A 14378-nucleotide genomic window follows, 5' to 3' on the forward strand; every position below is an offset into this window, starting at 1 on the left:
AAACTTATTCAGCTTCGATGCTGATAAATTTACGATTGTTTGGACCTTTAACTTCAAATTTAACTTTACCGTCCGCTAATGCGAACAGAGTGTGGTCACGGCCACAACCTACGTTGTTACCTGCGTGGAACTTAGTACCACGTTGACGAACGATGATGCTACCTGCTAATACAGCTTCACCACCAAAACGTTTAACACCTAAACGTTTTGCTTCTGAGTCACGACCGTTACGAGTCGAACCACCAGCCTTTTTGTGTGCCATTAATCTGCTCTCCTAAATCTTAAGCGATGACAGTGATCTTAACATCAGTGAACCACTGACGATGACCCTGTTGTTTACGGCTATGTTTACGACGACGGAATTTGACGATTTTAACTTTTTCGCCACGACCGTGTGCAACCACTTCCGCTTTCACTTTAACGCCTTCAACGACAGGAGCGCCGATTTGGATCTCATCGCCATTAGCAACCATCAGAACTTGATCAAATTCAACAGTTTCACCTGTTGCGATGTCCAGCTTTTCTAGGCGGACAGTTTGACCTTCGCTAACTCGGTGTTGTTTACCACCACTTTGGAAAACCGCGTACATATTAACTCCGCTTTCCGCGTACCCGCTAAATATTTCAATTCCAGAGTACGCTATAAAATATTCACAATAGGGCGCGAATTCTACGCAAAAAAGCAGCAGAACACAAGCCAATAATGCGGTTAGATGACAAAAAATACGACTTTTTTCTCAATAACCGTTTTTGAGCATTGATTTCGTCCCTATTCACTCAATTGTTACTTATTTAAACATTTTTTGCATCACACCTGATAATCTTATAATTAATAATGTTATGCTAGAAAGATAACTGTTCTATCGGTCTCCCATTTTTTTATTTCGGGAATGAACCAAAAACTAATAATATGAATAAATTACGATGAATTTAGAATCTATTATTGAACTGACAACTGAGGATATGTCAGCGGTAAACGAAGCCATCCTCAGTCAATTGAATTCAGATGTTACACTAATTAACCAGCTTGGTTATTACATAGTCAGTGGTGGCGGTAAAAGGATCCGGCCAATGATCGCAATACTTGCAGGTCGATCCTTAGGCTATTCGGGTCATAAACATACCCAAGTTGCTGCATTGATCGAGTTCATTCATACAGCAACATTGCTGCATGATGACGTCGTTGATGAATCTGATATGCGTCGAGGAAAGCAAACTGCAAATGCTGTTTTTGGTAATGCCGCGAGTGTCTTAGTGGGTGATTTTATTTACACTCGATCATTCCAGATGATGACGGATCTTGATTCAATGCGAGTGCTAAAACTAATGTCTGAAGCGACGAATGTGATCGCTGAAGGCGAAGTTTTACAGTTGATGAACTGCAACGATCCTAACATTACTGAAGAAAACTACATGCAAGTGATCTACAGTAAAACCGCACGTCTGTTTGAAGCAGCGGCTCATGCATCTGCGATTTTAGCCAATGCAACACCCGTGCAAGAAAAAGCACTACAAGATTATGGTCGTTATATTGGTACCGCTTTCCAGTTAATTGATGATCTCCTCGATTATGATGCAGACAACGCTCAACTGGGAAAAAACACGGGTGATGACTTAGATGAAGGTAAGCCTACACTTCCCCTACTTCACGCGATGCAAAATGGTAACGAAGAAGAATCAGCATTGATCCGCCAAGCCATTGAACAAGGTAATGGACGCCATCTGTTAGATACTGTTCTTGCAACCATGAAACGTTGTGGTTCTCTTGAATATACTTATGAAAGAGCCCAAGAAGAAGCACAAAAAGCGATTGATGCCTTACATGTCATTGAAGATTCAATTTATAAAGATGCATTGATCGGCTTAGCTTATATCGCAATCCAACGCCATTCTTAGTCACTAAAAAAGATAAAGCGGGTCAAGAAAAGGGGAAACGCTATTTTTCCCCTTTGTCTTCTTCATCAATTTGAGCAAGCAGTGATGACAGACCATAACGCAGGATGTATTTCACTATTTTATTGCGCTCAGGCTCAGTCAGTTGGTAATACGCTTCCGACCAGATTTGCAATGCATCGGTTCTTTGGCTTTGATAAGTTACCGAAGGCTCATGCAGGCTAAGCTGCCCTTGGATTTCCCCCGGTAAGCTTTCAAAGTAATACTCAACAGCCTTACCCTGTACCCCTCTTTTACGGCGGTTTTTCCAGCCTTCTCGTCTTGCCATTAGGTTAATTCCCTGGGGTGATGTAGGGAGCCCTTCTAACCCTGCTAATTCTTTGGCAGTGAACCACAATTTTTTCATTTTCACTTCACGCTTATATTATGAAACCCGCTGTTGCAGCTTTGCTAAAATGTCATCAGTTAAAAAAATTTTTAAATTCAATATAATATTATTTTTATATATTAATTATTTACACCTTAAGTAATTGTAAATTATTTATTATTAATTAAATTAATTAGCGCTAATGCCCCTTCACGCATAATAAATGTCAGGATAATGTCTCTCTCCTCATTGGAAAGCTGGTTATAAGCTTCCTGCCAAATAAAGGCATTATCATTTCTTTTTACTTGATAAGGTGGTGAAGTTTCGTTAGCAAACTGACCTTCAAAAATATCGATAGGTAAAGAACTAATATGGTATTCCAATGCTTTGCCTTGAATACCCCGCCTTTTGCGGTTTAACCAGTTTTCACGCCTTGCCATTGCATTAATACCTTGAGTTGTCATGGGAAGCCCTTGTAACCCAACCAACTCTTTTGCCGTTAGCCATTCCTTGTACATGCTGACCCTCCTAGTCATGATGACAATTTAATTTTCAGTTGTTGAAAACTATCTATATTTTCTCAAAACCTTATTGACTCATTCGTTTTATTTATACCTATAAATAATAATATACAAATTATATTTGTTATTAGCATTCTAATTTCTTTTAATAACAGATAATTAAATAATTTACTTGCTAATAATTTAACTAATTTTATTAACTAATCTAGATATATTACTCGTACAAGTAAAAAGTAGCATTAAATACGCTATTCTTGTCCCTAACTAGAAAGAGTTAGTTTTAACATCAAAGTTTTATCCTAATTCACAGTTATTCATTCTGACTTTCTATTTAATTTCATAAAAACCACGACAGTTTCATAAAATGAATTTTTAAGAAAAATTCAGAAATTATTTTGAGAAATTTCTGTTATTTTATTTCCAATAACTAAACGGATGTACTGAATGTATCATAATTTTCGGTTACTCGTACCACTAACTCTACATGATTCTAAGTGAAAAAAGGACTAAAAAATGATTTTACGGAAGTCGGACTGGCACCCTGCAGACATCATTGCAGCTTTACGTAAACGTGGAACTACACTTGCCGCAATTTCACGCGAGGCAGGGTTAAGCTCTTCAACGTTAGCAAATGCACTATCACGTCCTTGGCCTAAAGGGGAATGGATCATTGCAAATTTCTTAGCGATCCACCCTGCTGAAATTTGGCCAAGTCGTTATTACGATCCAATTACAGGGGATTTATTAGAAAGAAAAGTCAGAGTAAAAACACCAGTGGAAGATTAAAAACTGAATGAAATAAATTATAAGGCCGTGAATAATAAATTAATTTATTCACGGCGTTATCTTTTGATGGCAAATCAATAAAAACAGCTTTGTTTACTTCATTCGCGCGAAACCATCAGCAAGGTCTTGTTTTAAATCATCTAAATTTTCTAAGCCAATCTGCAAGCGCAATGTCGGCCCTCCAGGATTCCAATTAGTCACAGTTCGATATTCAGCACAGTTAAATGGAATAATTAAGCTTTCAAATCCCCCCCATGAATACCCCATACCAAAAATTGATAAACCATCCAGCATTCTTGCAATATCTGTTTGGGTATATTTAGGATCAAGTACAATGGAAAATAGCCCCGATGAACCTGTGAAATCCCGCTTCCAAATTTCATGGCCTGGGCAATCCGCAAATGCAGGGTGCAAAATACGAATCACTTCGGTGCGTTCTTGCAGCCAATGTGCAATATTTAAAGCTCTTTCTTGGGCTTCTTTTAAACGAATAGGTAAGGTTCGCAAACCACGTAACGCAAGAAAACAGTCCTCTGCTCCCGGCAGCATGGCCATGTAATCATAAGTTTCACGTAATTTCGGCCACCACGCTTGGTTTGCTGAGACAACTCCCATTAGCAAATCAGAATGGCCACCTAAATATTTAGTACCCGCCTCCAGCGAGATATCACAACCCAGTTCATGAGCTTTAAAAAATAGAGGTGTCGCCCATGTATTATCAATAATCGTCGCAATATTATGGCGCTTTGCAACCTCAACAATTGCAGGAACATCCTGAATTTCGAAACTTTGAGAGCCAGGGGATTCTAAAAAAATTGTGCTGGTATTTGGCGTTACTAGTTTTTCAATATCAGCACCAATCATCGGATCATAATAGGTCGTGATGATCCCCATTTTATCCAACAAACCATGGCAAAATTTACGTGTTGGCCGATAAACACTATCAGGCATTAATAAATGGTCACCTGTTTTCAAGGTTGTCAGCAATGCCAATACAATCGCGCCTAAACCAGATGGTGAAAGCACCGTACCTTCAGCTCCAGCAAGAGCAGACCAAGCTTGCTCCAATTGCTTAATTGTTGGCGTGCCCGCTGTGCCATAATTAAATTCCGCCCTATCATTAATTAAAGCATCAACCGTTGGAAATACGACCGTTGAGCCACGATAAATGGGGGCATTTACAAACCCAGCTTGCTTAGCGGGGTCTCTCCCTAACTGGGTAACTTGTGTATCAACATGAAATTCAGATACCGCTTTTTTCTTCATGAGATCCTCTCAACAACATTATTATTTATTCGAAAAATTTAAAGAATGGAGATAGGCATAACAACACACCAAAGAAAATGATGAACCACACTGTTGGGCCTTTAAATTTGTGTAATGCAGGGACTTTGTAAACCAGATAGCAAGGAATTAAACAAGAAACGATACCAAATAATGGGCCACCAAGTTGCATAAAAAATAGAATTGAGAACCGTGTTGAAACCCAAAACCACAGTGCAATGATAACGCCTAAGCATACCCCATAATGTAGCACTGTTTGGTTAATACGTTCTTCAGGAATAAATCGACTCAGTAAATTGACTACGATGCCTTTTATCGCTTCTTGGAAGCCTAAATAAATGCCTAAGAATGCCGTCAAGATAGCAAAAATATTGAGTAATGCGGTCATTACTTTTACAACGGCACCGGGTATCACTTGCGCAGCAATCGCTAATGCTGAAATATTTTGTTCAAAAGCCGATACCGCTTGCTCATGGCTAATTGAAAAAGTAAAAGAAAAAGCAAAAAACAAGACTGCAACAGCGAGAATAATATATGCAACACGGTTAGCGCGTATTGCACGGTATGTCGCAATGCGTTTATCACTTTCTATTTTACGATACGCAATATTCATGGGACTCAATATTTGCACAAATAATATAGAAAATAGGGTAAATGGGAGTGTTAAAAAAACATCCCGCATAAATGGGAGAAAATCAGGAAAAGCCGTGATATTCGCAAAATTCCAATATGGCACCATCACTATACCAAGCAGTACGATAATGCCAAATTTTACAATAACCATTGGACCAGAGACTTTAAACAGTAACCGCTCCCCTTGTGCAGCAATGGCGACTAATACTGATATAATAATCAATCCATACCAAACAGAATCAGATAATAGCCCTTCCGTTAGTCCAAACGTTTTAATGTAAGAAGCGCTGTCGAAGGTGACTGCCAACGAGTAAGAAAACATCCCGTGCAATAACATCAAGAAATAGGCAATTCCTAATGCTATCCCCCAGTTTTTCCCCAAATATTGTGTAATAACACTCGCGTAATCATTGCATTCTTCAGATTCTGATAATGTTCTTAGATATAAATTTTGTAGCCAATAAATTGCTGGATAAGAAAGCATTGTCGCTGCAATAAAGACCCAAATACCTTTGATACCAATTTGCACAGGCATAAAAACAATTCCTGAACCAATTGCCATGCCAATGCACAAAATAACCCAACCAACATCATATTTTGTAAAGGGGATCTTTTTCGTATTAATCGGATTATCTGCACTTGCCTGAATACTATTAGACATAGTCTATTCCTCAACGTTATAGATTTAATTATTAAAAAAGTTAGGAACAACATTATTGTGTAGGAACTAGGTTTCTTTTTAAAACTGGTGTGGCATGAGTAAACTGCGATAAATTCACAATTATAGTATGCTGGAATAAACGGGTTTAATAGGGCATGACAATGCTAATAAATAAAAACACTTTTGCGTTTAAAGCAAAAATTGACAGCTACGCGATTTTTCGGCATTTAGAGTTATTCATTAAAATCGTCGAGTGCAATAGCTTCAGCCTTGCCGCCAAGAAGCTGAATGTAACACCATCGTCAGTTAGTCGAGGTCTTCAACAACTCGAAGATCAGTTGGGGGTTGTACTCCTAAAGCGCACAACGCGAAATTTTATTTTAACGGATGCAGGGCGCTATTTATTGCAACGATCGCAAAACTTATTGGCCGATCTCGATGACTCATTGGTCAATACCGCCAGCTTCTATCAACATGCTCAAGGGCAATTAAAAATTACCTGTTCTATTGCATTTGGAGTCTGTCATTTAATGCAAATATACAGTGAATACCGAGAAACCAATCCGAAAGTGAGTTTGTCTGTTGACCTTAATGATGAGCTCATTAATTTAAATGAAGTCGATTTTGATATTGCGTTACGAATTACCAGCCATCCCCCCGAAAACTTTGCGTTACGAAAAATTTGTAATATTAATTGGGTATACTGTGGGAGCCGTACTTATTTCGAACGATATGGTATTCCTCAATCTCCTGCCGATATTGCATCACACAATTGTTTAATTAACCCAAATATTCCTGACACTTGGCGCATGACAGATAAAGACGGTAGCGCATATCCTCTAGAAATTAATAATATGATTGAGGTAAATAGTAGCTTAGGGTTATTAGAGGCGGCTCGCTGCCATCAAGGTATCGTTTGTTTACCAACTTATATGCTAGGCAATTATATTGAAAATGGGGAATTGCTCCCTGTTTTATTGGATTATGACCCTAAATCCACTCCATTTGCCCTATATGCCTTATACCACCCAGCCCACACTCACTCACCTAAAATCAGGACATTTATTGATTTTTTAGTAGAGAAAATACCATCAGATCCGCATTGGGACCATTGGATGCGGCAGCATGCTTCATGATGACTTACCAATAAAAAAGGTTGAGTTCAAAACGAAACTCAACCTTTTACTATTAGGAAAAATTAATTGGCATTAGCCATTAATGAATTTTTCACCTAATTCGATATCTGCTTTTAATACATCTAGCATATCTTTCAGTGCTTTTTCTTCAAATGCACTTAATTTACCGATTGGTAAATGCTTTTCGATACCGTTTTTGCCTAAAACAACAGGTTGTGCGAAGAAGCGAGCATGTTCACCATCACCTTCGGTGTAAACACATTCAACCACATTGCTTTCGCCTTGGAGACCACGAATTAAAGATAAACCTAAACGTGCAGCTGCTTGGCCCATAGATAAAGTTGCAGACCCGCCACCCGCTTTCGCTTCAACGACTTCTGTACCTGCATTTTGAATACGTTTAGTTAACGCAGCAACTTCCTCGTCAGTGAAGCTAACACCTTCAATTTGAGATAACAGAGGCAGAATGGTCACACCAGAGTGGCCGCCGATCACAGGCACTTCAAGATCATTAACATTTTTGCCTTTTAATTCAGCAACAAACGTATTAGAACGAATGATATCTAATGTCGTCACACCGAATAAACGGTTTTTATCATAGACGCCTGCTTTTTTCAGGACTTCTGCAGCGATAGCAACGGTGGTATTCACTGGGTTAGTGATAATACCAATCAATGCTTTAGGGCAAGTTTCAGCAATTTGTTGGATCAGGTTACGGACAATACCCGCATTGATGTTAAATAAGTCAGAACGGTCCATACCTGGTTTACGAGCAACACCCGCAGAAATAAGGACAATGTCAGCACCTTTCAATGCAGGTTTTGCATCTTCGCCAGCAAAACCTGTCACTTTAACATCAGTAGGGATATGGCTTAAGTCAGCAGCAACACCTGGAGTGACTGGTGCGATGTCGTAGAGGGAGAGTTCTGAACCTGCTGGGAGCTGGTTTTTGAGAAGAAGGGCGAGAGCCTGACCGATACCACCTGCTGCACCTAGGACTGCAACTTTCATTCTGAAACTCCTTAATTTGTACTTTAAAAAGATATCACTTTATTTGTTATACACTTAACACATTACGTATAAAAAACAATTTGTTAACAGATAGAGAGAGAGTTTAACGCAAGAGAACTTGTTTAATAATTGCCAGTATTCTAAACAAATTCCTTATCTGTTAATGAGATAACGGGCACTTTTTTAACAAATAGTTTTTCTAGCTATTGCATTTCGCACAATAAGTTGTTTTTAGTGTATATTATTCAATCAAAAACATTTTTATTAACAATAAATTTACAACGAATATCTGAAAAATTCATTGCTCTATCATGCTAATTTTTCATTTCCATAATTTACGATAAATAAATACTTCTGACTATCAACTCAAAACACGCTTACCTAACTTCAAGTGATTACTGGTTATAAAATCATCATAACGCAATTTTGTTGCATAAAAATGCACTTTTACGGATAATACAACTTAGTTCAATGCAAAAGAATGGGTTAATTATGCGCACTCCGTCTAAACAAGAAGACTTGGTTAAGGCTTTTAAAGCCCTACTTAAAGAAGAAAAATTTAGCTCGCAAGCTGAGATCGTCACGGCTTTGCAAGAAGAAGGCTTCGAAAATATTAACCAATCAAAAATTTCCAGGATGCTAACTAAATTTGGTGCTGTTCGCACCCGTAATGCAAAAATGGAAATGGTATATTGCCTACCTACAGAGCCCGGTGTTCCTACCGCCACCAGCCCACTCAAAAATTTGGTTTTGGATATAGACTATAACCCTTCTGTTGTCGTGATCAGAACGAGCCCAGGGGCTGCACAGCTTATTGCACGCTTGTTAGATTCATTAGGTAAAGCGGAAGGAATTTTAGGTAGTATTGCTGGTGATGATACTATCTTCTCAACACCAGCAAACAATTTTACCACAAAAGAGCTATATGAAGCGATTTTAGCGTTGTTTGAACAAGAGCTCTAATCCATACTAATTTAAGCATCAAAAGAGGGAAATTGAATTTCCCTCTTTTTGTTTTTATCTATTTCTATTCGATTTTGGGACATCATTTTGCTATTTGATATTTTTCGTAACTTCATACACTACGGCTTTCATTTTCTGATGCCAATTGCCTTTGGTTACCTGTTTTGGCGAAAAAATTGGAAACTAGCCGCCCTGATTATGATTGCCACAATGGCTATCGACTTAGATCATCTGCTGGCTGATCCGATTTTCGACCCAGAGCGCTGTGGCATCGGATTCCACCCGCTTCATTCTTTTTGGGCTGCTGTTATCTATGTGGTGTTATTATTCATGCCATCATGGAAACTTAAAGCCATTGCCGTTGGTTGTTTATTCCACCTTTTTACTGATTCACTAGATTGTTATATGGGAAGCTTAAAAAAAGAAATGAATGCTCCAATTACATTGAGTTTAACAATACAACAATGCCCTATTTCCGTTTCCTCATGATAAAATAAAAGCGTTTTTGATTTATTACTGCAGGTATAATTCCAAAGAACGATAGTCATCTATCGCGACAATATTTAATGTTAATTAAACACTTTATTAACATTTAAAGGTTGTCGAATGATTCAAAAAACACTTTTAGCTATTGCATTGAGTAGTGCAATATCGAGTTTTGCTTACAGTGCTCCCCCTGAGAAACCCAATGTTTTAATTATTATTGCCGATGATATGGGCTATTCCGATATCAGCCCATTCGGAGGGGAAATTCCTACACCCAATTTGCAGACTATGGCCGAACAAGGTGTCAGGATGAGCCAGTATTATACTTCCCCAATGTCAGCCCCCGCTCGTTCCATGTTGCTCACTGGCGCAACTAATCAACAAGCGGGGATTGGTGGAATGTGGTGGTATGAGAATACGGTTGGTGAGCCCGGCTATGAATTACGTCTTACTGACCGTGTGGTCACTTTGGCTGAGCGCTTCCAAGATGCAGGCTATAATACTTTGATGTCCGGTAAATGGCACTTAGGTTATAGCCATGGCTCGCGGCCAACAGATAGAGGATTCAACCAAGCCTTTGCCTTTATGGGAGGGGGGACTAGCCACTTTGATGATGCAGTTCCATTAGGAACGGTCGAAAGTTTCCACACTTATTACACATTAAATGGTGAAAAAACACCGTTACCCGCAAACTTTTATTCCAGTGAAGCCTACGCAAAAAAACTTGAAGAGTGGATAAAAGAAACCCCTAGTGGCCAACCTATTTTTGCCTATTTGGCTTTTACTGCCCCTCATGACCCTCTGCAAGCGCCAGATGAGTGGATCCAACATTTTGATGGCCAATATGATGAAGGCTATGGAAAAATTTATCGACAGCGCATCAATCGATTAAAAGAAATTGGAATTATCACAGATAAAACCCCAATGCCCCATCTTGATTTAGATAAAGAATGGGAGCAACTCACACCTGAAGAAAAACGCTATGCAGCGAAAACAATGCAAGTCTATGCAGCAATGATTGCCAATATGGATGAACAAATTGGCAATGTACTCAATACATTAAAAGAAACTGGCCGCGATAAGAATACGATTATTATTTTTGCGACAGACAATGGAGCCAATCCGGCTCAAGGCTTTTATTACGAGGGCGATTCTGCATTTTGGCAGCAGTTTGATAATAGCTACGAAAACTTAGGCCGTAAAAACTCCTTTGTCTCTGCAGGACCTCATTGGGCAAATGTCAGCAATGCACCCTATGCAAACTTCCACAAAACCACCAGTGCACAAGGTGGGATTAATACCGATTTTATCATCACTGGTCCCGGTATCAATAAAGCAGGAAGCATTGATAATACTCCGATGGCCGTTTATGACATCGCTCCAACCCTATATGAATTTGCTGGTATTGACCCTAATAAAAAGATTAAAGATATCAGCCCAGTGCCAGTTCGAGGTGTTAGCTTTAAACAGCATTTCACCCAAGATACTCCAGTAAAAACGCGTTATTCATTTGCTATGGAGTTACATAACCAAGCAGCCTTAGTTGAAGGTAATTGGAAACTACGTCGCCTTGTCCCTACCTCGGCCAAAGCAGAAATGGCGCCATGGGAGCTGTTTAATTTAAAAGACGACCCGCTGGAAACGCAAAACCTTGCCGCACAATACCCTGACATCCTTGAAAAACTTCGTCAACAATATGAACAGTTTGCCAAAACAGGAATGATTATTGAAGCTAAAGGGGAAGCTATTGATTATATTGGTTATAACGAAAAAACGGGTAATTACCTTGGTATTGACCCAGAAACACATAAGCGCATTGTGCCAGCACTAACTCAATCAGGGGAATAACATGAAAATTGCCTTTCATGATAACCCGCCGATATTTTCGCCGCCCACACGGGCGGTCGTTCCCTTTCATATTTTGCTTAAACCCGTTGGCGCTGGCTGTAATCTTAAATGTGATTATTGTTATTATCCGGAAGATCAGCTGGCGAGATCTAAACCCATGATAAAAGAGATGTTAGAACCTTTTATCCATCGCTATATCGCATCACAACCTGCCTACAGCAAAGAAATTAATTTTGTATGGCAAGGTGGAGAGCCCTTACTTGCAGGGTTAGATTTCTATAAAAAGGCCATTGCGTTACAGCAAAAATATGCACCAAGTCAGGTCAAAATTTCCAATAGCCTACAAACTAATGCCACCTTGCTTACCCCTGCATGGTGCCGCTTCTTAAAACAGCATGATTTTATTATTGGTGTCAGCTTAGATGGGCCAAAAGAAATTCATGACCGTTATCGTTTAGATAAAAAAAACCAACAAGGAAGTTATAATGCGGTGCTAAAAGGTATTCGATTATTACAAGAATTTGGCATTGAGTTTAATATTCTGACGGTTGTACATGATGCGATTGCCAAACAAGCCGTAACTATTTATGACCACTTCACTCAGTTAGGTGTGAAATTCATTCAATTTCAACCGTTAATGGCTGAAGGTAGTGCGCTTGAGCATCATTTTACGTTGTCTGCTCATAATTGGGGGCAATTTTTAACGGACATTTATTCACGCTGGCAATCCCAAAACCATATTGGTCAAGTATTTGTGATGAATATTGAACAGGTATATAGCCAATATTTTACTTATGTGAGCCAAACTTGCGTCCATTCAGAGTGCTGTGGGACTAACTTAATCATGGAAACGCAAGGCGAAATATTTGCCTGTGACCACCAAATGAACACCAGTCATTATTTGGGGCATTTTTCAGAGTTAACGCCATTTAGTGAACAAGTCTCCAACTCTATTTCTCTCCCTTTTGGGCAAAATAAAAGTACCCGCAGAGAATGCCAGTCCTGCACAGTAAAGAGCGTTTGCCAAGGCGGCTGCCCTGCGCATATCAATTCAACTGGGAAAAATGCACTGTGCGATGGTTATTTTCGATTTTTTGATGTGGTGATGGCCCCTGTGCGAAAATACGAACGCAGTATGCGGGGTGTGCAACAATGGCGGCAGGCAATAATGTCTTAGTCTCTCAGTTAATAATAAACCCCCTTCACCAATGAACTACCCTCGACTCATTGATGCTGGGGGTTATTTTCTAAATGATTAAGAGGCCATTAATCATCTTGCTCTGTTTCTGATTTGGCTTTCAAACCTGCGAGTAATTTGCCATGAATACCGCTGAAACCACCGTTGCTCATCACCAAAATATGATCGCCCGGTTGTGCGGTTTCAATAATCATATTGGTAAATGCCTCAATATCTGCACTCCAACGTGCGGGTTGAACACATTTTTCAGCGATGTCTGTGACCATCCAAGGGATATTGGCAGGTTGGAACAGAAATACTTCATCTGCACGGCCTAACGCAGGCGCAATATCATTTTTATTGATACCCATTTTCATCGTATTCGAGCGAGGTTCAAGCACCGCAAGAATACGTGAAGTTCCCCCAACTTTGCTGCGAAGTGCTTCTAATGTTGCCAAAATAGCAGTTGGGTGATGTGCAAAATCATCGTAAACACTGACACCATTTTCAACACCACGTAGCTCAAGGCGACGGCGTGCATTGATAAAACGATTCAAAGCGAGGCAAGCTTCTTTTACTGGAACGCCCACATGGTGAGCCGCTGCAATCGCCATCAGTGCATTTTGGATATTGTGATTACCCACTTGTGACCAAGTGACTTCTCCAACTTTTTCCTGCTGGTAGTACACAGCAAAGTGGCTGCCATCGTGGCTGAGCTTCTCAGCTTGCCATCCGCCATGCTCTCCACCCACCAGCTCTTGTTCACTCCAGCAGCCCATTCCAATCACTTGTTTTAAATGATTGTCGTTGTCAGGTGTGAAAATTTTGCCGCTGGCTGGCACAATACGTACAAGATGATGGAACTGTTTTTGAATCGCTTCGAGGTTTTCAAAGATATCCGCATGGTCGAATTCAAGGTTGTTCAATACCAAGGTTTTCGGGCTGTAATGCACAAATTTAGAACGCTTATCAAAGAATGCACAGTCATACTCATCCGCTTCGATAACAAAAAACGGGCTTTCACCTATCTTAGCGGAGACATCAAAATTCCCTGGAACACCGCCAATTAGAAAACCAGGCTTGTAACCACAGTCTTCTAAAATCCATGCAAGCATTCCCGCGGTGGTTGTTTTACCATGAGTTCCCGCCACAGCCAGTACCCAACGTTCAGGTAAGACATGGTCATGAAGCCACTGTGGGCCAGATGTATACGGCAAACCTCTTTCTAACACGGCTTCGACACAAGGGTTACCACGCGTCATTGCATTACCAATCACTACCATATCCGGTATTGGGTCAAGCTGAGCCGGATCATACCCTTGAATGAGTTCAATTCCTTGATTTTCAAGTAATGTGCTCATCGGTGGATATACATTGGCATCCGAACCCGTCACTTTATGTCCTAAAGAACGAGCCAATATTGCTAAGCTTCCCATAAAGGTACCGCATATACCTAAAATATGTATGTGCATTCTTTTTCATCCAATTAGCATGAGGTTGGTCACTATTCTACCCATCAAAAACAGGTTTATAAATGCATTAACCTATTAATCTTTTTTTTATTTAGTTAAACTCTTCCCGCGCGAGGGTAAATGCCCCGCAAAACCTCTGT

General features: G+C 39.8%; 15 protein-coding genes. 7 read left to right on the top strand and 8 right to left on the bottom strand.

Features of this window, described 5'->3' with window-relative positions; all coding sequences use genetic code 11:
- Positions 1–4: 4 nt before the first annotated feature.
- The gene (gene rpmA / locus PR767_RS04410) at positions 5–262 is read right to left on the bottom strand and encodes a 50S ribosomal protein L27 (protein WP_004905922.1); all 258 of its coding nucleotides are present in this window, start codon (positions 260–262) and stop codon (positions 5–7) included.
- A gap of 19 nt (positions 263–281) precedes the next feature.
- Positions 282–590: a 50S ribosomal protein L21 gene (gene rplU, locus PR767_RS04415; RefSeq protein WP_004905925.1), complete on the bottom strand. Its 309-nt coding sequence runs from the start codon at positions 588–590 to the stop codon at positions 282–284.
- A 334-nt stretch (positions 591–924) separates the two neighbouring features.
- On the opposite strand from rplU, the gene ispB reads away from it, so the two are divergent.
- The gene (gene ispB / locus PR767_RS04420; protein ID WP_004907459.1) at positions 925–1896 is read left to right on the top strand and encodes an octaprenyl diphosphate synthase; all 972 of its coding nucleotides are present in this window, start codon (positions 925–927) and stop codon (positions 1894–1896) included.
- Between the two features lie 40 nt (positions 1897–1936).
- On the opposite strand, the gene PR767_RS04425 is transcribed toward ispB, so the two are convergent.
- Positions 1937–2299 (bottom strand): DNA-binding protein, encoded by a 363-nt coding sequence (locus tag PR767_RS04425; protein ID WP_004907457.1) that lies wholly within the window; start codon positions 2297–2299, stop codon positions 1937–1939.
- Positions 2300–2430: 131 nt separating this feature from the next.
- Positions 2431–2778 carry a DNA-binding protein gene (locus PR767_RS04430; RefSeq protein ID WP_109912123.1) on the bottom strand — a complete coding sequence of 116 codons (348 nt, stop codon included), beginning with the start codon at positions 2776–2778 and terminating at the stop codon, positions 2431–2433.
- A gap of 516 nt (positions 2779–3294) precedes the next feature.
- Here PR767_RS04430 and PR767_RS04435 point away from each other — a divergent pair.
- Positions 3295–3567, top strand: a complete 273-nt coding sequence (locus PR767_RS04435; RefSeq protein ID WP_004907453.1) for a helix-turn-helix domain-containing protein — start codon at positions 3295–3297, stop codon at positions 3565–3567.
- A 93-nt stretch (positions 3568–3660) separates the two neighbouring features.
- Here the strand turns inward: PR767_RS04435 and metC are convergent, their stop codons facing one another.
- A complete protein-coding gene (gene metC, locus PR767_RS04440) occupies positions 3661–4833 on the bottom strand; it encodes a cystathionine beta-lyase (protein WP_110731587.1) in 1173 nt (390 codons plus the stop codon).
- Positions 4834–4858: 25 nt separating this feature from the next.
- Positions 4859–6046: an amino acid permease gene (locus tag PR767_RS04445; RefSeq protein WP_227024203.1), complete on the bottom strand. Its 1188-nt coding sequence runs from the start codon at positions 6044–6046 to the stop codon at positions 4859–4861.
- 260 nt (positions 6047–6306) lie between these two features.
- On the opposite strand from PR767_RS04445, the gene PR767_RS04450 reads away from it, so the two are divergent.
- Positions 6307–7281, top strand: a complete 975-nt coding sequence (locus PR767_RS04450; RefSeq protein WP_004905935.1) for a LysR family transcriptional regulator — start codon at positions 6307–6309, stop codon at positions 7279–7281.
- 72 nt (positions 7282–7353) lie between these two features.
- Here PR767_RS04450 and mdh read toward each other — a convergent pair whose 3' ends face one another.
- Entirely contained in the window at positions 7354–8292 is a 939-nt protein-coding gene (gene mdh / locus PR767_RS04455; RefSeq protein WP_004905937.1) for a malate dehydrogenase, read from the bottom strand.
- Positions 8293–8784: 492 nt separating this feature from the next.
- Between mdh and argR the strand changes: the two genes are divergently transcribed.
- The 4 genes from argR (at position 8785) to PR767_RS04475 (ending at position 12766) form a co-directional block, all read left to right on the top strand.
- Entirely contained in the window at positions 8785–9255 is a 471-nt protein-coding gene (argR, locus tag PR767_RS04460) for a transcriptional regulator ArgR (RefSeq protein ID WP_004907450.1), read from the top strand.
- A gap of 87 nt (positions 9256–9342) precedes the next feature.
- Positions 9343–9744 carry a DUF6122 family protein gene (locus PR767_RS04465; RefSeq protein WP_115168097.1) on the top strand — a complete coding sequence of 134 codons (402 nt, stop codon included), beginning with the start codon at positions 9343–9345 and terminating at the stop codon, positions 9742–9744.
- A 120-nt stretch (positions 9745–9864) separates the two neighbouring features.
- Positions 9865–11589, top strand: a complete 1725-nt coding sequence (locus PR767_RS04470; RefSeq protein ID WP_272519963.1) for an arylsulfatase — start codon at positions 9865–9867, stop codon at positions 11587–11589.
- Position 11590: 1 nt separating this feature from the next.
- The gene (locus tag PR767_RS04475) at positions 11591–12766 is read left to right on the top strand and encodes an anaerobic sulfatase maturase (protein WP_272519941.1); all 1176 of its coding nucleotides are present in this window, start codon (positions 11591–11593) and stop codon (positions 12764–12766) included.
- A gap of 89 nt (positions 12767–12855) precedes the next feature.
- Here the strand turns inward: PR767_RS04475 and mpl are convergent, their stop codons facing one another.
- A complete protein-coding gene (gene mpl, locus PR767_RS04480; RefSeq protein ID WP_109912127.1) occupies positions 12856–14238 on the bottom strand; it encodes a UDP-N-acetylmuramate:L-alanyl-gamma-D-glutamyl-meso-diaminopimelate ligase in 1383 nt (460 codons plus the stop codon).
- Positions 14239–14378 lie beyond the last annotated feature (140 nt).

It is taken from the genome of Providencia sp. PROV223, assembly GCF_028479245.1.
GTDB lineage: Bacteria > Pseudomonadota > Gammaproteobacteria > Enterobacterales > Enterobacteriaceae > Providencia > Providencia rettgeri.